Source organism: Rhodococcus sp. 15-2388-1-1a (assembly GCF_002259145.1).
GTDB lineage: Bacteria > Actinomycetota > Actinomycetes > Mycobacteriales > Mycobacteriaceae > Rhodococcoides.
This window is the reverse complement of the sequence record NZ_NPFP01000003.1, coordinates 264,893-285,393: the sequence shown is the minus strand read 5'-3', so window position 1 is coordinate 285,393 and position 20,501 is coordinate 264,893. Positions and strand designations below refer to the sequence as shown.

At 56.7% G+C, this 20,501-nt stretch carries 15 protein-coding genes; 13 read left to right on the top strand and 2 right to left on the bottom strand.

Annotated features, from left to right (window positions below):
* Window positions 1-131 precede the first annotated feature (131 nt).
* The 9 genes from CH302_RS03185 (at window position 132) to CH302_RS03140 (ending at window position 14,366) form a co-directional block, all read left to right on the top strand.
* On the top strand, window positions 132-1,232 hold the full coding sequence (locus tag CH302_RS03185) for a polysaccharide pyruvyl transferase family protein (RefSeq protein WP_082323768.1): 1,101 nt from the start codon (window positions 132-134) through the stop codon (window positions 1,230-1,232).
* Window positions 1,229-2,584: a flippase gene (locus tag CH302_RS03180; RefSeq protein ID WP_037193770.1), complete on the top strand. Its 1,356-nt coding sequence runs from the start codon at window positions 1,229-1,231 to the stop codon at window positions 2,582-2,584. The genes CH302_RS03185 and CH302_RS03180 overlap by 4 nt, the downstream gene beginning before the upstream one ends.
* Complete coding sequence (locus tag CH302_RS03175) at window positions 2,584-3,606, top strand: nitroreductase family protein (protein WP_052047919.1); 1,023 nt, start codon at window positions 2,584-2,586, stop codon at window positions 3,604-3,606. The genes CH302_RS03180 and CH302_RS03175 overlap by 1 nt, the downstream gene beginning before the upstream one ends.
* 503 nt (window positions 3,607-4,109) lie before the next feature.
* Window positions 4,110-4,730 carry a glycosyltransferase family 4 protein gene (locus CH302_RS29910; protein ID WP_176460632.1) on the top strand — a complete coding sequence of 207 codons (621 nt, stop codon included), beginning with the start codon at window positions 4,110-4,112 and terminating at the stop codon, window positions 4,728-4,730.
* 115 nt (window positions 4,731-4,845) lie between these two features.
* Window positions 4,846-5,922 (top strand): glycosyltransferase family 4 protein, encoded by a 1,077-nt coding sequence (locus CH302_RS03165; protein WP_141216594.1) that lies wholly within the window; start codon window positions 4,846-4,848, stop codon window positions 5,920-5,922.
* A 206-nt stretch (window positions 5,923-6,128) separates the two neighbouring features.
* Window positions 6,129-8,180 carry an acyltransferase family protein gene (locus CH302_RS03160; protein WP_082323770.1) on the top strand — a complete coding sequence of 684 codons (2,052 nt, stop codon included), beginning with the start codon at window positions 6,129-6,131 and terminating at the stop codon, window positions 8,178-8,180.
* A gap of 288 nt (window positions 8,181-8,468) precedes the next feature.
* Window positions 8,469-9,887: an O-antigen ligase family protein gene (locus CH302_RS03155; RefSeq protein ID WP_176460630.1), complete on the top strand. Its 1,419-nt coding sequence runs from the start codon at window positions 8,469-8,471 to the stop codon at window positions 9,885-9,887.
* A gap of 195 nt (window positions 9,888-10,082) precedes the next feature.
* Window positions 10,083-11,204, top strand: a complete 1,122-nt coding sequence (locus CH302_RS03150) for an acyltransferase family protein (protein ID WP_369679434.1) — start codon at window positions 10,083-10,085, stop codon at window positions 11,202-11,204.
* A gap of 1,530 nt (window positions 11,205-12,734) precedes the next feature.
* Window positions 12,735-14,366, top strand: a complete 1,632-nt coding sequence (locus tag CH302_RS03140) for a polysaccharide biosynthesis tyrosine autokinase (protein WP_037193778.1) — start codon at window positions 12,735-12,737, stop codon at window positions 14,364-14,366.
* A gap of 241 nt (window positions 14,367-14,607) precedes the next feature.
* Here the strand turns inward: CH302_RS03140 and CH302_RS03135 are convergent, their stop codons facing one another.
* On the bottom strand, window positions 14,608-15,216 hold the full coding sequence (locus tag CH302_RS03135; protein ID WP_037193780.1) for a TetR/AcrR family transcriptional regulator: 609 nt from the start codon (window positions 15,214-15,216) through the stop codon (window positions 14,608-14,610).
* 97 nt (window positions 15,217-15,313) lie between these two features.
* Between CH302_RS03135 and CH302_RS03130 the strand changes: the two genes are divergently transcribed.
* The 4 genes from CH302_RS03130 to CH302_RS03115 all read left to right on the top strand — a co-directional run bounded on the left by CH302_RS03130 (window position 15,314) and on the right by CH302_RS03115 (window position 19,429).
* Window positions 15,314-16,216 (top strand): SDR family NAD(P)-dependent oxidoreductase, encoded by a 903-nt coding sequence (locus CH302_RS03130; RefSeq protein ID WP_230596380.1) that lies wholly within the window; start codon window positions 15,314-15,316, stop codon window positions 16,214-16,216.
* A gap of 70 nt (window positions 16,217-16,286) precedes the next feature.
* Window positions 16,287-16,949 (top strand): YveK family protein, encoded by a 663-nt coding sequence (locus CH302_RS03125; protein ID WP_082323772.1) that lies wholly within the window; start codon window positions 16,287-16,289, stop codon window positions 16,947-16,949.
* Window positions 16,950-17,107: 158 nt separating this feature from the next.
* Window positions 17,108-17,818, top strand: coding sequence for a GAF domain-containing protein (locus CH302_RS03120; protein WP_037193785.1), 711 nt, complete (start codon window positions 17,108-17,110; stop codon window positions 17,816-17,818).
* A gap of 165 nt (window positions 17,819-17,983) precedes the next feature.
* Entirely contained in the window at window positions 17,984-19,429 is a 1,446-nt protein-coding gene (locus CH302_RS03115; protein ID WP_037194141.1) for a sugar transferase, read from the top strand.
* 27 nt (window positions 19,430-19,456) lie between these two features.
* Here CH302_RS03115 and CH302_RS03110 read toward each other — a convergent pair whose 3' ends face one another.
* Window positions 19,457-20,479, bottom strand: coding sequence for a hypothetical protein (locus CH302_RS03110; protein ID WP_037193788.1), 1,023 nt, complete (start codon window positions 20,477-20,479; stop codon window positions 19,457-19,459).
* Window positions 20,480-20,501: the final 22 nt, after the last annotated feature.

The window sequence follows — 20,501 nt, the reverse complement described above, 5'->3', positions numbered from 1 at the left end:
CGAAGGCGCACGACAGGTTGGGGTGGAAGCCGAAGGTCGGTTTCACGGAGTTAGTGCAGATGATGGTCCGCAACGACCTCGACGAACTACGAACGGACCACACGTGACTATGACCAAGCTGTGGAGCTGATATGCGAGTCCTGATTTACGGAGTCAACTCCAAAAACAAGGGAGCTCAGCTCCTGCTCGCGACGACTTCAGTCTGGCTAACCGAGCACGGTCATCAGCCCGTAGTCAGTATGCGAGATGTAAACGCAGATACGCGTCGAGAACTATCCTTGCTCCCAATGGTATCGGTGGAACGACTGGGCGCTTTCCGAAGCCTCGGATGGGACCGATTGCCGTCGGGTTTGATCCGACACATCCAAATTGTGCCTGATGGGGCGTTCGATTATGTCTTAGACGTCTCGGGTTTCAGCATGACTGATGCCTGGGGAATGCAGCCACTTACATCACGCTTAGGACGTCTCCGCAGATGGAAGAAGTCGGGAATAGGATACTCGATGCTTCCCCAGGCGTTCGGACCATTCGAGAATGCAGGTATGGCAGAGTCGGCCGCAGAGGTGTTTGAATTAACCGACCGGATTTGGGCTCGTGATAAAACCTCGGAACGCTACGTGAAGGGGGTGTACGACGACCACCGGAAAATCTCAATCGCCCCAGACGTGACCATAGGGCTAACCGTGGACACCACTCAAACGCCAAAACGAGATGTCATAATTGTGCCGAATTGGAACATCGCTTCGCGAGAGAACAAGTCCAAGATGCCTTCTTACATAGATTCACTTGCACAAACCGTAATGGATCTAACACGACAAGGTAGGCACATTACGGGACTGTGCCATGAGGGGCCGAATGACCTTCAGATACTGAACGCCGTCGCGGACCGGACTAGTGGACTTGAAGTATTATCGCCTCCGTCGGGAATGGAATGCAAGAAGGTCCTAGCGCAGTCGAACGTGGTTGTCGCAGGCAGATACCATGCCGCTGTCAGCGCCTTATCCAGTTCGGTCCCCGTTGTGGCCCACAGCTGGTCACACAAATATCAAGCCCTGATGAACGACTTTGACGTCACGGACGGACTTGCCGATCCTTTTGATCCGTCAAGCACCATCTCAAAGATAGAAACTATTGAACTCGAGCAGGAAACATCCCGCCTTCGGCAGATTCACGACACAGTAAAGTCCAGGGTCGATGTGATGTGGACTGAACTCAACACGATGCTGCCGTGACCGAGAAGGTTCAAACCGGACGCGGAAACTCGACGAATACGGCTCTCCTGTTCGGAGAGAGTATCTTACGTATGGGTTCAGGGTTCGTCATCGCGGTATTTATCGCGCGACAGTATGGACCATCCGGAATAGGTGCGGTGACAACCGCAAACTCGTGGGTGATGATCTTCCTGGGATTCTCCGCGCTGGGGCTAAGCGGCGTGCTTGTACGGGACTTAGTCGAGAAGCCTGATCGGCGAGGCGCGATTATATTAACGGTCAGTCTGGCGAAAATTGCAGCTGGCCTTCTCCTTCTGCTTGCCATGCTGGGGGGGCTCTACCTTTTTGAAAAAAGCCCCTCGATCCTGTCCTTGGCACTAATCATGGGCATCGGGTACGTATTCTCGGGCATGGATACCGTCGATTGTCTGTACAACGCCCGAATAGAGTTCAAACGGCTTGTATCCCTTCGCATCGTCGCTCTCGGTGCCTCAACTGTGGCAAAGTTGGTTCCAATCTACCTGGCCGCCGACCTTAGATTCGTGGCACTGGGTTATGCGGTGGACTACGCGCTTGTCTATCTGCTTCCAGTAATTGATCTAATGTCGAGACGAAATCACGGGACACGTGATGGTGAGGTGAAATTGCGGTTCGTTCCGGCGGAAGCAATTCGACTTGTTCGACGAAGTTGGCCAATACTGATCTCGGGTGGTCTGGCACAGGTTAATCTGAAGATAGATATCGTTATTGTTTCAATATTGTCATCGGTGGCCAGTGTTGGAATCTACTCTGCAGCGACCCGAATATCTGAAGCCTGGTCAGTCTTGGCGATGGCAATGGTAACCGCTGCATTTCCCCAACTAATCCGGAGTGCACGGACCAATATCGGACATTACGGGATCGAGTTGTCCGCTCTAATGCGGCGCCTGATTTGGTCGGCAATCGGCGGCGCTCTACTTGTCTCGATTTTGGCTCCGCTGATAATTGGGACGCTGTACGGACCGGATTTCTCGGCGAGCTCGTCGGTTCTTTCGATTCACATATTTGCAGGAGTATTTCTGTTCGTGCGGACGGCGGTCTCTCGGTGGCTGATCGTCGAAGGATTGTTGATATTTTCGCTTTGGTCGCACGCGGCAGGTGCGTCAATTAACATTATCGCGAACTTCATCTTGATACCCAAAATCGGAATTAACGGCGCAGCGTGGGCATCGGTGGCCTCCTACGCGGTGAGCAGCATCGTGTTTTTGGCCTTCACAAAACGAACGAGACCAATGCTAAGACTAATACTTGCATCTGTTCTTCCTGCAAAATTCGTCAGAGAATATGTCGTGGCCCAAGCGTCTATGATGAAAGAATTCAGAGGGGACGACTAATGAGAGACTTCGTTCGAAATCTATACTTCAAGATCGACAAGATATCTCTGAGTCGATTTGACAAGCTACCGTTCAGAGCATTGGCGGTGATTCTGACACTTCGCGAGCTGCGAAACGAAGCCGGTCAGGTCGCGAGCGGACGTGCGAAGAGCCTCACTGGCGATCGGGACAGTCAAATTACGATGTTGCGTAGAGACATCCACCGGATTGAAAAAGGTCTCATTATGAGACCGAGGAGGCTTCCTTTTGGTAAGGCCTACGTGCACACGGCAGTCGAGTCTTTCAACCAGCTCAAAGACTCCGATGTACTCCCGGAAGCGGATTCGTTGTGGGCAACGGACGTCTTTAGCGAATTTTTCAACGTAACAAAAGAGAACACTGATGAATGGGTCGTGAAAGCGAGGATGGACTTCCTGCGCCGGAACCAGATCAACGATCTTCCCCAAAAAATACCGTACTTTCGGAACGAGACTTTAATCAGCACTATAGATCCCGTCCAGTTTGCGATACTCGCTCGCCAACGACGATCAGTTCGTTGGTTCACCGAAGATCCGATCGACATCGATGTCATAGACAGAGCGCTAGAGGTTGCCGCAGAGTCCCCAAGTGCATGCAATCGTCAAAATATCCGATTCGAATTGTTTCATGGAACGGATTTGACACGGCCGGTTCTTGATTGTGCAGGTGGAACAAGAGGATTCTCTCACCAAGTGCCGACTGTTGCGGTTGTGATAGGGCGGTTAGGGGGCTACAGGCACGCTTTTGATCGGCACGCGATATACATCGACGGTGGTCTAATGTCCATGTCGTTTCTCTTAGCGTTAGAGACCGCCGGTCTATCCGCATGCTGCATCAACTGGCCCGATGTATCGAGTCGGAATCGCGCGATCAAAAAGTTTGTGCACCTAGACTCCGACGAGTCGGTAGTCATGCTTGTCGCGATCGGGCACGCAGACCAATCTGGCCATATTCCCGCATCGGTGAAACGGTCGCTGCTGTCGTTCCGTAAGCACAACGTTTGATCAGATACGCGTCCACCAACCACAAAAGCCTGAATTGAGTCCCTGCAATGATCACAAAACCTTTGCATGAACTACGCGTCTGTCTCGTCGCGGCGCCTCTGGTCGCCAGGACCGGTGTATATCGATCCGCACGGCAGACCGTCGACGAAGCCAGGCGACAGGGACTTCCTTGGTCACTAGTGCTTGGCGTATCTAATCGAGCAGATGGAGAACCAAATGGTCCGGTCGAGGAATGGGTCGACGAATTTCAGTGCGAACCTGCAAGCCTTATAGGAGTCTTCCGACTCCGAGGGCTCCTTGCTGACAATGTTCACGTACACACCAGTGACTTGATTATCAGTTTGAATCCACAAACCGACATGGCGCTCGCAATGCTAAACAAACCATGGGTGGCTTACCTAAGAGGTTTGCCGTGGCCAGCCCCCGGGGAGAGCCCGGCCTCAAAGCGGCTCATTTGGAGGTCCCTTGAGCAGTTATCGCTACTCAGATCGAAAGAGGCCTGGGTGACGACTCGAGTGCTTCAACGGCAGATACCAAAAATTCATGAGCCAAGGTTGTTGCCGGCGGGAATTAAGCGAATCGAACGATCGTACGATGGTGTAGAACAGAGGCACCGGGTGGTGTGGGCTGGGCGGTTCAACCGCGACAAGAATCCGGATTTGTTCCTAGAAATAATGTCGACGCGAGACTTGAGTCGATTAACCGGGATAATGTATGGCACTGGCCCCTTGAAGGAGGCGCTGTCTTCGCGCTGCTCCAATAACGTCGCAGTTGGAGAGTGGGTTGCACCAGAGAGACTTTGGGACCATTGTCTTGTTTATCTTGGTACCTCGCATCGAGAGGCCTTCGGTCGCAGTGCGGTCGAAGCGGCCATGTCAGGGATTCCTGTGGTGCTCTCGAACTCGTTTGGTGCAGCCGAGCTTCTTATCACTGATTCAGCTCTAGCTGAGCGCTTCATCCTTCCCAATAATGAACCGGATCGCTGGATTAGAGCAATCGTTGATCTGTACTCCGACCCATCGCTGCGAGCGGCGCTGTCAGATCATGTGTTTCTTAATGCGCAAAAATTAACCATTCAGTCCTCGGTAGCTCAAATAGTCCAGCGCGTGCCTGAAATAGTCTAACGATTTTGCGCACCAGGCCCTTTCTATACTACTAAAGCAGGTGGCTCAAATTAGCGAACAAGACCAGTCCCCTACAAGTTCTGCACGCGAGAATGCGTCGCCGAAGTGGCTCTTTGTGTCTCACACCGCCGCACCGGGCGGTGGAGATCTCGCCCTGGCGAGATATCTGAGCGCCTCCCGAAGAAGCGATCTTGGTCTTCTGGCATTCCAGGATGGTCCGATCTGGGACCGGGTGCGCGACAATGATGTGCAAATAGAACTGCTGGAAAATCGGCGCAATAGCTTGCTGTCATCAGTCTTCGAGTTGAGGCGTCGACTAAAGGTCTATCAGTCCACTTTTGTGGTAGCCAACTCGATGCGCGTCGCGCTAATCCTTGCGGTTATTTGCCCAAGAAAGCACAGGATCGGCTACTGGGTTCGCGATGGACTCGTCGAGGGAAGCATTTCGTTTGTTGCGAGATTCCTCACGCGTAACGTCACTCTGAACAGGACGCTCTTCTGTTTGGCAAACTCTAACTGGACCGCATCCACGGTCCTGGCGATGAAGAGAAGTATGGACGTTCATTTAGTTTATAGCCCCAGCGGGCTGAGCAGTGAAGTAGACACCTTGAAGGAGTCAGGCGGGAGTCCATTCAAGCTCATCTACTTGGGACGCATAGCACCGTGGAAGGGCGTCGATATCGCGATCGCCGCAGTGGCGGCTTTGAATGAGGGCCACAAAGACGCAAAATTCAATTTGGACATTGCAGGCACAAGTTGGTTTGGTGAGGATAAATATATGAGATTAATCGAGCAAAAAGCAGAACGCGATCCCAATGTACGGCTACTGGGTCATGTTGACGATGTACAAGATTTGCTATCCAATTATGATGGTTTGCTGCATTGCTCAACCTCCCCTGAACCGTTCGGTCAGGTTATTGTACAGGGGATGGCCGCTGGATTGATTGTTTTTGCGACAAAAGGTGGTGGTCCAGAAGAGATAGTGGACGACGAGACAAACGGCGTGTTGGTCCCGCCTGGTAATCCTGAAATTTTGGCTGCAAAGATCTCATCGGTGTTTTCCGACCGGCTGACTATAGACCGTTTGCGTGTCGGAGCTCAGGCGAGGTCCAAAGCTTTTTCCGATCGTGCGCTTGTTCTAGCAATCGATGCTGTGCTCTCAGGGATAGAGCAATCTCACGAGTGGAGCTAAAAATAGTTGGCACGGTTGCGATACTGTTTGGGTTCCTGGTTGGCGTTTGTGTGGGTTACAACCGGTGACCTTATTATGACGGCCTTCTCGTGTAACTCGTCAGGAAAGCGTTGATTCGTCGGGCTAGTCGACCCTGGGCATAGTTCAACTGATTGCACAAGCGGGGGCCTGTTCAAGGCATGCATTCATTATGGACGTGAGTTAGAATGCGGAAAGCTAAGTATACTCCCAGCAGAAGGAAACCAGTGGCAGACGCGGTTGAAGCAAATGGGTATCGATCCGATATCCAAGGTATGCGTGCAGTCGCCATCCTCTGTGTGCTTCTGTATCACGCAGGGGTCCCGCTCGTTTCGGGTGGATACGTGGGTGTCGACGTATTTTTTGTTATTTCAGGTTTCCTGATAACTGGTCACCTAATAGGTCAGTCTGAGCGTCAGGGTCGCATTGACCTGACACACTTCTATGCAAAAAGAATCCGTCGTTTGTTGCCAGCTTCTTTGTTGGTTCTCGTCGCAACCTTGGCCCTCTCGCGTTGGTTGTTGCCGCCTCTTGCCATGCGGGATGTTTCGATAGACGGAGTTTTTACTGCGGCATACTTGTCGAATGTCTGGTTTGCATACACAGGGACTGATTACCTTGCGAGCAATACGCCATCTGTTTTTCAGCATTATTGGTCGCTTGCGCTAGAGGAGCAGTTCTATATTGTATGGCCTCTTCTGATCATGCTGGTTTTCTCAATTTGGGGTAGTCGCAGGCTTCTAATTATCGTACTGTCTGCCGTCAGCCTAGCGTCCTTTGGACTGGGTCTGTATTTTACTAATGTAAACCAGCCAGTGGCCTTTTTTACCCTACCTACTCGTGCTTGGGAACTTGGCGTCGGTGGCGTAATTGCGGCCTCTTTATACACTGGCGCTCGAATCGGACCCAGAACGGGTGGGTTTCTTTCGTGGACCGGCTTTTTGCTTGTTGTAGCGGCCGTCTTCGCGTTCGACGATGGGACCGTATTTCCAGGATACGTTGCGGTTGTCCCAGTGGTTGGGGCGGCCGGCATGTTGATAGGTGGGGCACGGGTGACAACGGATGGCCTGTCCCGCTTGCTAAGTTATCGACCGTTTCAGTTCTTCGGTCGGATCTCGTACTCCCTGTATCTTTGGCACTGGCCAATTCTAATTATACCTTCGCTCTACCGGTCGGAGTCTCCGGCGTGGCTTCGCGTTTTACTTTGCTCTGCCGCAATCGTTTTGGCGGCGCTGACCGAGCGGTTCGTCGAGAGGCCATTTCGCTACAAAAGGGGCGAGCGCGCGCGTCCTACGCGTAGTTTTGCTCTAGGTTTCGCAGCGACAGTTGCTGTTGTATCCCTCGCCCTGGGCGCAGGGGTGATGCCTAGGCTGGCGACCGACCGTGTGGCAGGCGGTTGGCCTGTCGACGCCTTTCCTGCTGACGTTTCGGTGGGGGTATCTGTTCCAACCAACATACGGCCCACCTTGGAACACGCCAGGGACAGCAACCCAGAAATTTATTCTGACGGTTGCCATTTGGATTACGCAGATGCCGCACCAAAAGTGTGTCAATTCGGTGATGAGGGGAGCGATGACACTGTTGTTCTATTCGGCGACTCCCATGCGGCTCAGTGGTTCCCCGCATTCGATGAGATGGGCGATAACGACAGATTTCGGTTGGTGCCTCTGACCAAGTCAGCATGCCCGTCTGTGGACATCGCGACGTGGAACAGCAGACTGCAGGTTCCGTATGTCGCGTGCGATCAGTGGCGTGAGGAAGCATTCCGAGTTATCGACCGGTTGCGACCGTCGCTGATCGTGTTGTCGAATTACCCGCATCAGGCGACGGCTCAGGCTGGCGATCTAGAAACCCAATGGAGTGATGGTCTGAGACGGACCATTGAGAGGATGCCGGCCGGAAGCGAGGTGGTCGTCCTTGGCGATGGTCCGATGTTCAAGGTCGAGCCCTCTATGTGTCTTTCCGAACACCTTGAGTCAGTTGGCGACTGTTCCCGGCCGGTTGCTGAGGTCGTAAATGCTACCCGAATGCAGTCGGACGAGAGGGGGGTTGGTGGAACGAAAGCCCGCTTCATCGACACCCGTGAGTGGTACTGCCCTGACGGCGTTTGCGCCGTGCAGCGAGGAGACATCGCGCTATACCGTGATGCGCATCATATAACAGTGGAATTTTCGAAGGCTTTGATACCTGTTCTCAGAGCTGCACTCTCAAGCTGGCTACCGTCTCGGGGCAATAGCTGAGCTGGGGAGGCAGATTCGGCTTGCAACTTAGAATCGCCGGCATCCAACCTCAGAGTCACCGTGATCGTAGTTGTGTGTGGTCAACGACCGTTCCTGGTCTATCCGCTACGCACGCGCAGTAACGATAGCTCCCATGTATGGAACCGATGCGGTGTAGTCTTTCCCACCTGTTGGCACACCTGCGGATCTCTGGCGGCGGACCCGTGCCGACTTGGCCGTTGTATGGAAGACTTCAGGACTGTGCAGTCAAACTCTCTGAATCGCGCGAATGCGGTTGTAATACTCGGTATGACGCTGGCTGCCGGAGCAGTGGGTGCCGGGGTGACGATGAGTCCGGTGCTTCTGCTTGTGCCGCCGGTGGTGGCTTTATTTGTCATATGTACAAATCGCGTTGGAATCGAAGCGACCTTTGTCGCGTTTGCTGTTTTCGCGTTCTCACTGCCGACTTTCGTTGAAGGTTTTTCAACTACTGCAAGTTACCTGACTCTGGTTGCCACGTTCGGTCTGCTCGGGCTTGCGGTCTTGAATATGCGTCACATTCATGTCGCAGCGTTTATCCGAGTCTCTGTTGTTTTAGCGTTGGCGATTAGCGTAATATTTCTCTTAATTAATTTGGCCTATCGTAGCCGAGGGTATGCCATCACAGGTTGGGTGTCGCTCGTGCTCCCAATCGCAGCAACCCTTGCGGCGGCCGGTTCGTTTACAGCCCTTCGGGATCGGTCACCGGAAAAGTATGATCGGGCGATTCGCTTTGTAATGATTGTTCTGTTCATTGGCTTCGGGGGTAATGCATTTCTGGGACTAAAGCAGGTCTTCATTGGTTACACGCCCTACGAACTCGGCCGTGTACTCGAATCTGGGTCGACGTACCTTGTCGGGGGACTGGTTCGGCCCATCGGAGGTTATGGGTCGAGTCAAACGTACGGTCTGTTCATGGGTACTTTGGCACCCTTTGTGCTATTTTACTCGACCTCATTACCAAGGCGGTGGCGTGGCTTGGCGTTGACTCTGGCAGTGATCGGCCTTGTCGGTCTCGTTCTCTCTCTTCTTCGAGGATCCATGTACGGTGGGTTGGTCGCAATCGCTTTGGGTCTGCTAATGCCAGTTAATAGATACATGCGCAAGGGTCACCGTCGTGCACGTCAGGTTATTCCCTCTGTTTTCCTATTGATCGCGGGACTGGCGTATTGGCAGTCCGAAAGTCCTCGATGGGCTGCTTCGGTAGATCGACTGACCTCTGTTTTTGGACTGCAATCCGACACTTCGTTTAATGATCGTGCAAATCGCACACTCCCTCGTGCAATCGCGGCTTTCGGGGACAACCTCCTCGGGCTCGGCGGCGGGGCGAGCGGGCCAGTGAGTCAATCGAACCCAACGGAGGCTCCACTGGGGGCCCTGACTACCGACAACGGGTACCTCAACCTCGGTATACAGTTCGGTATCGTCGGTCTGCTCGCTGTGCTTGTGTCGATGATTGGGGTGCTGGTCTATTTGCTCCGCAGTCCATCGGTTTTGTCTCGGTCCGCAAGTTTGATTCTAGTGGCGCTATTGATTGCGATGGTATTCGGCGGTTATTGGAATCTAGCGGGACCCATGGCTATTGCTGGCATCCTCGTTGGTATCGGCCTAGCTGATGCTGTGCGGGTGCCAGGGGAGACGAAACCTGTGAATATTGAATCCCCGCCGCAGGATGAGGCTTTGGTCTGAAGGTCGGAACCTTCGACTTATGTGAGTCACGAGGCGTCAAGCGAGGAGGAGCTTCCGCTGTCCATTTCCTGATGGAGAAGGTCCTATGGTTGCCTCTGTGGCTTGACAACCGCCATCTTGCCGGAACTGCGTGGTTGAAGTAAACAGTGTGTTTCCGTTCGTAGAAAAGTTTCTGGCTCAAGTATTATCGTTTGCGTGAGAACATGGCAGGTAGTTTGTCGAGAATCTTCAGAGTCAGCGGAGGCCTTTGCAGCGTTTAAATCTGCGAGGTATTGGCCAGTGCTTGATGGACTGAGAGCTGTGAGCGTCGTGCTGGTCCTGGCCGTTCACACGCACGACCCGATGTGGCAAATCATCAATGGATCTCTCGGTGTAACGTTATTCTTTGTTATTAGTGGATTTCTGATAACAACACTGTTGATTCGCGAGGAGGGTAATTATGGCCGCGTATCAATTTCACGATTCTATATTCGGAGGTTTTTCCGAATTGTTCCTTTGTATTTTGTAGCTCTTGGTGTTTTCACGATGCTCGTCTTGATGTTTCAACAAGGTTCAGGGACCTCTGGCTATCTCGATCGATTGCCGCTGCTATCAACGTTCAACGGTGACCTTGCGGGTAGCGGCACCTTCAGTCATAGCTGGTCTCTGGGTATAGAGGAAAAATTTTACTTTTTGTGGCCTATTGCGGCGTTCGGAATTTCACTTTGTCGCTGCTATCGGTTGCCGGTCCTTCAGGTACTGGTTCTGCTCGCTGCCGTTGCCAGTTTCATTCCAGGTCTAGGCTACTTTGGTATCTACCTCCCCATTCTGGGAGGATGCCTCGTGGCAATTCTTGCTCACAGTCGAGCTACTTTTGCGCTCTTGTACGGACTTTCTGGCCGTAATGCGTCATTTTTTTGTTTTGCTTTTCTTGTTTTGTTTTTATTTACGGATAAACTACTTCCTTTTGATGAGTCGAGCCGCTATGCGCACACTGTGTTTGCGGTAGCGGCGATACTGTTTCTGCCCGCATTGCTACTCTCAAATTTTAGAATCGGAAAGTTTTTGTCTAATCCCATCTTAGTTCATGTTGGTATTCGTGCGTATGCAGTCTACCTATTTCATCCGCTTTGCTTGGAGTTGGTTGACAAAGTTGCGGCGCCTGGTAGCGAGTCCATATTGATGCAATTAGTGCGGTTCTTGGCTTTAGTTATTTCGTCGCTGTTGATTTCTGAGGTTTTGGCACGTGCGGTTGAACGTCCCGGTATATCGCTGGGGCGGCGCCTAATTGCATCAATGCCAAGGCGTGAAGCTTCATCTGCAGAAGTTGACCGTTGATTGTGGTTGTACCTTTGTTTTGCCATTCTGCGTTCTCACCCAGCGCTGGGTGCCTATGCGGTCATTCGCTTTAAGCTCTCCGCGAGACGGTAGTGGGGACCCCGGGGATTTCGTCTGAATGTCGCGGTTCGTGGGTTTGCTACGTCAGCTGTGTATCCTACCTCGACGTTTCGTGGAATGTCGGAGTGGATCGCCGGCACGTGCAGTGCTTTGCCTGTGGCTGAGTGGGTTGATGGGTGCTCCGGCATGCCCAGCAGCGGCTTCTCAACCGCACGGGTCCACCACCGTATGCCGTCGCTGCGCCTGTGATCTGGAGGGTTCTTAGTGGGCGCGGAGCTCCAGATCATGAAGTTGAGGCTGCACCGGCTATGCCGGGCTCGTATGTGCTGCTTCGATATTGATCGCCTTTCGGTCGAGTCTTGATACGGACGAAGTACCCGGACGTCCGGACAATTAGTGCATGATCTGCACATGTGCCACGAAGTGCTGAAGAATTGGAAGCTTCTGCGGTGGCTCGCTAGGGCAGTAACTTTGATCGGCGTGCTCCTCATCCCATCTCGCAGCGGTGGAGCTGACGACGTGTGGTAACGCCTCGCCGGGTCTGGTACGGAGCGGTATCGCAATGGCGTAGGGCGACTTCACTGCGTATCCGCGGGGCGGGCGTTGATTGGTGCCTCGGCCATCGAGCGACAGGCGTGGCGCTGCTCGTACTGTTTCAGAACTTGTTTCTGGTGGATTCAGTGTGTCTATTCGTATTTGCCCTTATCGGTATTGCTGACCGGCGAGAGAACCGCCGGACACTTGCGGCTGTAGTCGTACTGGGCCCCGGCCAGGCTGGAACTGCCGGCCTCGTAACCGTTGGGCCACCGGACACGACGACGAATTCCGGCTGTGTCGCGGCAGCCACGCTCAGCTTGATTGCGCAGTCGGTCTTTTGGCCGAGATAGCTCGTGGTGTAGCGGAGCCTCCGTCGGCGAGGTTGAGTGGAATCGAGATACCTGGTTGGCTGCCGCTTCGGGAGTTTCGCGCACAGTCGTACGTTGCGAGACGATCCGGGCGAGGCCGGTTGGGTTGCGAGGTGTCAGCGGTCGAGGGTAGACGGGAACTACTTACGCGAAGGTGAGTGTGGCTCTGGCTCGTAGGTTGGACGTGACCGCACTGTCCGACTCGGCGTTCCTGGCGGATCCGGCTTCACGCGGACGCTCGGTCGACGGTCGGTCCGAGGAGTGTCGAGAATCACCTCGGTTGTCGCGAGAGGTGTATTTCTGGCTACTGTCCCTGTCCAGCGGGTCGAATTCGCCAGACGAGCCGAGGTCGAACAGTGTGGTTCGGACGCCGTAATTGGGTGCGATTGATGCAGTGATACCTGACAACGGGGCAATCGCTTAATTGTGTTCGTCTATCGAACGAATGAATTGAGTCGTTCTGTGTCCGGGCTCATCCGGTGCACGGAAAACAATCAGCTATGTAACGATTGAGCCACGCAGTGACACGTTGCGCGTTGTACGAAACCTATGAGGAGCGCGAAGCATGGAGATACAGGATTATCTGAGAATCCTGAAGGCGAGGTGGATCATCATCGCCGTCACCGTGATCGTCGCGATCTTGGGTGCCCTGGGCGCGTCCCTGTTGACGACGCCGCTCTACGAATCGAGCGCAAGGATGTTCGTCTCCACCTCCGGTGGAACGTCGGTTAACGAGGCATACCAGGGCAACCTGTTCTCTCAGCAACGTGTGGCGTCTTACTCGGAGTTGGTGACCAGCGAGGCATTGGCCGCCCGAGTGCTCGACGTGCTTCCCCTTGGATTGACGCCGTCGCAGCTGGCAGCCAAGGTCAAAGCGTCGTCGACTCCCGACACCGTTCTGTTCGACATCACAGTCTCCGATGCATCGCCGGCGATTGCTCGCGACATTGCCAATGCGATGGCAACCGAGCTGACCAACCAGGTGCGCGAGCTCGAAACCCCCGAGGACGGGGGAACTCCGTCGGCCGGTGTGAAGACCTTCCAGCAGGCCGACGCGTCAGCAACTCCGGTGAGCCCGAAGACCAAGCGAAACCTCGCCCTCGGAGCGGCCGTTGGCCTGTTGCTCGGTATCGCACTTGCGGTACTGCGCGATCGTTTGGACAACACCATCAAGGGCCGCAGAGAGATCGAGTCGATCTCCGGCAAGGCACTTGTCGGCACTATCCCGTTCGACAAGGAGCGCAAGACTCATCCGGCCGTCGACTTCCAGGATCTTGCCCAGTCCTCCAGCGCCGAAGCGTTCCGTGAGCTACGCACCAATCTGCAGTTCCTCGAAGTCGATCACCCGCCGCGTGTCATCGTCGTCACCAGCGCCATTCCCAGCGAGGGAAAGACGACCACAGCGGTCAACTTGGCCATCTCGCTTGCCGAGGCCGGACATCATGTCGTTCTTGTCGAGGGTGATCTGCGTCGTCCCCGCATCTCGAAGTACATGGGTCTCATCGGCTCGGTCGGTCTGAGTACCGTCCTCGCCGGACAGGCCCAGGTGGACGAGGTGCTGCAGCCGACCCGGTACGAGGGTCTCCAGGCCTTGGCATCGGGCCCGCTACCGCCGAACCCGTCCGAGCTGTTGGGCTCGGAGGCGTCTCGTGCACTCATGGTCGAGTTGCGCTCCAAGTTCGATTACGTCATCGTCGACGGCGCTCCGCTGTTGCCCGTCACTGACTCGGCCGTCCTCACCACCCACAGCGACGGCGCTCTTCTGGTAACTCGTTACGGGCATACCAAGAGCAACGAATTGTCCAGGGCCATCGGGAACCTCGAAACGATCGGGGCGCACGTCCTGGGTGTGGTGCTGGCATTGACGCCTTCGAAGAAGGGCGACATGTACAGCTACTCGTACAACTACTCGGCCGATGCCAGCCTGCCGCGGCAGACGGCACCGCCGGTTCCCGCGCCGCAGGCAGCGGTGGCAACGCCGGCTCCTCCGGTTGTTCCACCTACTCCCGCCGCGGCACCTGTTGCGCCACAACCCGCGTCGGTGCACTCCGGATCAACCCAGACAGGATCAGCTGCGCCGAGCGCAACCGCACGTACCGCAGCCCCTGCCGCTGCGCCGTACTCTCGGGCACGTCGCCCCGAGGCACCCGGCGACTTACCCAGGAACGGCATCGAAAACCCCGGTCTGAGGAAATGAATCCTGGGCGATCGTGTTCATCACGATCGCCCAGAGCTTTTCGTGGAACGCCCGCTAGCGCCGATGGCAATCCCACAACGGATCCCGCGAGCATCCGACAGATCTGTGTGACAGGACGTCCGTCGGTAGAGCGGTAGAGCGGTAGAGCGGTAGAGCGGTAGAGCGGTAGAGCGGTAGAGCGGTAGAGCGGTAGAGCGGTAGAGCGGTAGAGCGGTAGAGCGGTAGGGCGGGCGGCGAAAGGCTAAGCGTGGTTGCCGTTCTCGCCACGCTCACCGTCGTGGGGGATCATCGTGACCAGTAGGCGCGTGAGATGGGCGCGGTCGGCACCCCATTTGTCCGGCGGCAGGTGACCACCGACATCGAGGTCGGTGAGTCCGTGTGCAGCGGCCAACAACACCCCGGCAATCGGTCGTGCTCTCGATTCGCCAGAGACTCGACTCACCAAGTCGATGAAGGCGTCCTGTGCCCGCTCGGCCGCCGAGATCGCAGACACCGACGCCGGTGACGCCGCCGGCCCGGTGAACATCAATCGATAGAGGTGGGGTCGCGCGCCACCCAAGTCGGACAACGCTGCCAGCGCTGTGAAAATCGCGTCATCGGCGCTCTTTTCGCCATCGGCGACGATCGCCTCGAGCGAGTCGGCCAGAAGCATCCACGCGTCGGTGGCGAGCGCCATCAGCAGTGCATCCTTGTCCACGAAATGCCGGTAGGCCGCCGATCGTGACACTCCCGCGCCATCTCCGACCGCTCGGAGCGTCACCACATCCGGCCCGCCCAGATCAAGCAACTCAGCGGCCGCACGAAGAAGTGCCTGCCGTGTCTGCGCCGCACTTTCCGCTCGCTTCGTCACGCCACCGAATCTATCAGTTGACAGCGTTCACTGAATTCGGTCTACTGAGTGGACAACGTCAACTCAAACGAAGGATTGTCCGATGCACAGCTTGGTCATGACAGGAGCTACACGCGGCATCGGGCTCATCGCTGCCCAGGAACTACTTCGTCGAGATCGCGACCTGCACCTGGTGATCCTGGCCCGGGGCGCAGGCCCGGCGGGATTTGCCGATCGGTTGCGCGCCATCTCCGATCACGTCACGGTCATCGACACCGATCTCGCCGATGTGGCGAGCATCCGGGCCGGTGCCTCGCGCATCCTGCAGCTCGTCGACGACGGGACGCTCCCGCCGCTGGAGGGCTTCGCGGGCAACGCGGGAGTGCAGTTCGTCGACGACGTCCACGTGACCGGCGACGGTCTCGAGACCACGTTCGCAGTGAACATCTACGCCAACCATCTGTTGATCGAGTTGCTTCGGCACCGGTTCGTCATACCGGCACGTGTCGTGATCACGGTCAGCGACACCCACTTCGGCGATTTCCGGCATACCGGCGGATTGGTGCCCGCACCACAGTGGACGTCCCCGGAGGCCGTCGCACGCCCCTCCGCGTTTCCCGAGCCCGAAACGGTGACGGCCGGACGGATGGCCTATTCCACCAGCAAACTCGGTGCCATCTACCTCGTGCACGAATGGGCACGCAGACTGCCGGACGGCGTCGACATCGTCTCCTACAACCCGAGTCTCGTTCCCGGAACTGGATTGGCCAGGGAAGCCAGCAGGCGTGACCAGTTCGTGAACCGGTGGATCCTGCCGGTGTTGGCGCTCACGCCGTTCGCCGACCGAATCTCCACCGCCGGGCGCAAACTGGCCGACGCCATTGTCGGCACCGTTGCCGCACCGTCCGGTGCCTACATCGACCGAACTCGTGAAGTTCCGTCCTCGGGGGAGTCCTACGACCCCGCCCGCGAACGCGCACTGTGGGACTATCTCCAATCCCTCGCCTCAGCCAACGCATAGGCCGCCGTAGTGTCATCCGTTGGCAAGGTCGACGATAGGTGAAAGACATTGCGTCGGAGATTTATTCGTCATGTGTCGGCGGTACAGTACCGATACGCCACACCGAGATGGACAAAGAAGACTGGAGGTGGCGGTGCGAGAATTCGGAAGGACGATGAGGGCGGGCTGGCGCATCGTCGCCGTATCCATCGCGCTGTCGATGGCGACGGCGTTCGGAATTACCTCGCTGATCACACCGGTGTACGAATCGCGCACTCAGATGTTCGTCTCCACCTCGGGGTCGACTTACAGTCCTGATGTGTACGAGGGCAACCTGTTCTCGCAACAGGCGATTCCGGCGTATGCGGGATTGGTCGCCAACGAGGCTCTGGCCTCGACAGTGATCGCCGATCTGGCGCTCGATCTCACTCCGGCGGAGTTGGCCGACAAGGTGACGATGACCTACTCGCCGGAGACCGTTGTGTTCGACATCGTCGCCACCGATAGTTCTCCGGAGCTCGCGCGCGACATCGCGAACACCATGGCCACCGAACTGAGCGCAGTAGTTGCCGACCTGGAGACTACCGAGACAGGCGAGGTTCCCTCTGTGGCCTTGAAGATGTTCAGTCAGGCCGAGGTCTCGGAGGCACCGATCAACCCGAACACCGTCGTGTACCTGACGTGGGGTGCCGCAGTGGGTTTGCTCATCGGAACTGCGTTGGTGCTCGTTCGTCACCGCTCAAGGGCAGGGTAGATCGGATCGTCAAGGAACAAGCTTCGACTGGTGACGACGCCTGTGGTCGTGGCGTGATCTTCACTGGCGATCGAGCGAATGGTCGTCCCACAAAAGACTGCGGGCTTTATCGGTCGGTCACTACTCGGATTGGCGCACAGTCAACTAACGTCCGGCGTGTGGAATTAGGGAAAACCGGTTTCGGAGATCGAATCAACGCACTGTTGACGCAGCATGCCGACAAGGCCGGCGAGTCCCTCAATACCTATGCGCGTCGGGCGATCATCACTAGGCTCGTCACGGAACTCGAACGAGAGTCCTCGCCAGAGGTGGCCGCCGTGTTGGCAGACGCCCGTAGCTTCGAATCCGAGAGCATCGAGTTGTCCGATCTCGATTCGACGTCTCCCCACCAGACGCACCTGCTCATCGACGATGTGGACAGGGTCGCCGCCGCGCGAGCCACGGGCATGATCGGCAGTGCGCGTGACGAGCAGTTCGACAAACTGGCCCGGATGACATTGCGAGCGATGGGAGCGCAAGGAGCGTCGATCTCGTTCGTCGACGATCGCACGCAATTCATCAAAGCCAGCGTCGGAACCACGGGAGCAGCAGCGCAGCCGCAGACTGTGGCGGTGGAACGGTCTGCGTGTCGTGTCGTGGTGGAAACGGGAGAAACGTTGGTGGCCCCGGATATCAGAGAGCATGCGCTACTGAGGGATCACGCGACGTCCGAGTTGGTCGCATACATGGCAGCGCCGATCAAGTCCGAAGCCGGTTATACCGTCGGGATACTGGATGTGTGGGACTACCGGCCACGTAAATGGACTGCCGGTCACGTGAAGACCCTCGAAGACATCGCCTGGCTCATTCGCCAGAGAATTCCCTTCTAGCAGTTTGTTTTTCGGTGATTGTAATACTGCCGTTGGTCGCCGAAAATTCGTGGAGAGTGATAAGTATTCGGTGTTTCGAAATGCCGAATGCCGAACGGCCTGACCGCTCGGCTGGCATGAACATCGGAAGGACCGTGCATCGTGCCGAACTCTCACGGAACATCGATGACGAGATCGACAACACCGCTCTCGGTGAAGGTGCGTTTCGGGAGGAACGTATCCGATCGAATTCGTATCGACCCGGTCAGCCCCATCGCCGCCGTTGTCGTCGATGTGATCGCCGCAGTCATCGCCGTAGCCGAAGGTCTTCACTTGCGGCCCGGCAGTGCCGCAGCGTTGGGTTGGCACCCATGGCTCTTCGTGCCCACGCTCCTTGTGCTCCTTGCCTCGCGAAAGCTCTACCGACGAGGGCTTCGACGCAATTTCATCGATGAAATCGGACCGGTTCAAACCGCCGTGGCCTTTGCAACTCTGATCACGCTCGCCCTGATTCTGGCAACGGAGCCGTCCTATGCCCCAGGCCCGGTCATGATTCGAGTCTGGCTGTGCGCAGCAGGCGCACTCGCGATCGCCTGTCTGGCCCGTGCGTGGATAGAGCGCTGGTTTCGAGTGAGACACCACTCGAGTGCGCCCACCCTCATCGTCGGTAGCGGCCCCGTATCGGAGCAACTGGCGCACAGAATGAATCAGTTTTCCGAATACGGGATGAATCCCATAGGGACGATCGACTCCGTCTCCGACGTAAATCCTGCAGTGCACCAGGAACTCGCGAATCTCGGGACACTCAGCGACCTGGCTCGGATCGTCCGAGTGCATCGGGTGGAAGAAGTTGTGTTTGCGTTCGCTTCCGCTCCTCATGAAGAGGTGGTGGCAGCGATCCGTGCAGCACAAAACGCCGGAACTCGTGTCTGGCTCGTGCCTCGCATGTTCGACACCGTCGGCGTGCACGCTCATATCGAGCATCTCGGAGGGTTGCCCTTGATGGTCTTGCATCATGTCGATCCGAGAGGGTGGCAGTTCGTTCTCAAGGGCGTACTGGACAGGCTCGGCGCGGGAATGGGTCTACTTCTTCTGTCGCCGGTCTTCCTTCTGCTCACGGTGCTCGTGCGGTCGAGCTCCCCAGGCCCCATCTTTTTCGCACAAGAGCGAATCGGCCGCGATGGGGTCCCCTTCGACTGCTTGAAATTCCGGTCGATGCGGCCACCGCGGGACTCCGATGCCGATTTCGTTCCGGCCGAGGGAGCAGCACCCGGCGGAGTGGAAGGCGTGGACCGACGCACCAAGATCGGCAAGATCATGCGGCAGACCTCACTCGACGAGCTTCCTCAGCTCATCAATGTCCTTCGCGGCGACATGAGCCTGGTCGGACCCCGTCCTGAACGCCCGGAATACGTAGACCTGTTCGCTGCGCAGATCCGACGCTACGGAGAGCGGCATCGCGTGCAAGCAGGTCTCACCGGATGGGCTCAGGTGCACGGGCTGCGGGGCCAGACCCCCATCGCGGATCGCGCGGAATGGGACAACTACTACATCGAGAACTGGTCCATCTGGCTCGATATCAAGATTCTGTTTCTGACCTGCATTGCAGTCCTGAAGCGATCGGAAGACTGACCGGCGTACTCGGGCGCACGCGCATCGCTACACCCGATCCATTCCCGCCTTGTGGGTCGGATCGATGAGGAACAGGCTGCTGCCGTCCAATCCGTCTCTGCGGTGGATGTTTCCGCGTAATCCGGCTTCGACCAGTCGTACCGCGATTTCGTAGATTTCCTCGAGGCGATCGTCGGTGAGGTCGGGACGAATCGCGAGATGGATCTCGTCGCCGATGTGGCGCAGAACCGCCTGGAAGTTCGGGCTCACCGCGCTGTAGAGCTCCTCGCACTGGACCAGCAACGCGTCGGACATCACGAAGTTGTCCTCGGCGCCGAGCAACGGCATCACACCGAAATCCTCGAGAAGATCGATCAGCTGCACAGCACTACGGCCGGCGGCTGTCGATCGATCTGCCAGCACACCGGATTCCACTTCCTTCGTCGTGAAGATCAGTGTCGCCTCGGCGCTGGGATCGAGCAGACCCAGATCGGCGCGCATCGCCTTCAGTAGCAACGAATGCATTCTGGTGATGTACGCGTGCTCGCTCTGCAGACGTTCGTGGGCCGGAGCGGGGATTCCGGTGTCGGGAGCCAGCGGAGCGAACACCCGACGATCGATGCCCGTAGACAACTCCAGTGCCAACGGATGGACGCGCCTGCGCGCCACCACCAATGCGGCAGTGAGCGCCAGATTCAGCTGGTCGTATGCCTTGTCCAATGCCCGCTTCGCAGCCTCGAGGTCACCGACCGGCGTCGAGACCACCGCTGCCGAAATCTCCTCGGCCACAACCCGATCGAGGTTCGACAGCGCGAAGAGTAGCTCCTGGTAACGCGCGGTCACCTGGTCGCGATTCCACGAGTCGTTGTCGCTGGCCTGACGCACCTGACGATCGACGGCGGTGTGCAACGCCGCCAACTCCCGCGACATCACATCCTCGTTCGCGCCTACCCGTCGAACACTCATCGCCGCCCACGCAGCACCGAGCGCAGCGATGACGACGACGATCAAGGTCCACACCGCAATTGCGGACACACCCGACTCCGAAGCGGCCAAGACGCTGGTAGTCATCGCTACATCATGCACGAATGTG

What these genes read in the sequence shown, in the direction of transcription:
- CH302_RS03185 (WP_082323768.1), top strand. Translation starts at nt 132, where the DNA reads ATGCGAGTCCTGATTTACGGAGTCAACTCCAAAAACAAGGGAGCTCAG.
- CH302_RS03175 (WP_052047919.1), top strand. Translation starts at nt 2,584, where the DNA reads ATGAGAGACTTCGTTCGAAATCTATACTTCAAGATCGACAAGATATCT.
- CH302_RS03160 (WP_082323770.1), top strand. Translation starts at nt 6,129, where the DNA reads ATGCGGAAAGCTAAGTATACTCCCAGCAGAAGGAAACCAGTGGCAGAC.
- CH302_RS03155 (WP_176460630.1), top strand. Translation starts at nt 8,469, where the DNA reads ATGACGCTGGCTGCCGGAGCAGTGGGTGCCGGGGTGACGATGAGTCCG.
- CH302_RS03140 (WP_037193778.1), top strand. Translation starts at nt 12,735, where the DNA reads ATGGAGATACAGGATTATCTGAGAATCCTGAAGGCGAGGTGGATCATC.
- CH302_RS03130 (WP_230596380.1), top strand. Translation starts at nt 15,314, where the DNA reads ATGACAGGAGCTACACGCGGCATCGGGCTCATCGCTGCCCAGGAACTA.
- CH302_RS03125 (WP_082323772.1), top strand. Translation starts at nt 16,287, where the DNA reads ATGTGTCGGCGGTACAGTACCGATACGCCACACCGAGATGGACAAAGA.
- CH302_RS03115 (WP_037194141.1), top strand. Translation starts at nt 17,984, where the DNA reads ATGACGAGATCGACAACACCGCTCTCGGTGAAGGTGCGTTTCGGGAGG.
- CH302_RS03110 (WP_037193788.1), bottom strand. Translation starts at nt 20,479, where the DNA reads ATGACTACCAGCGTCTTGGCCGCTTCGGAGTCGGGTGTGTCCGCAATT.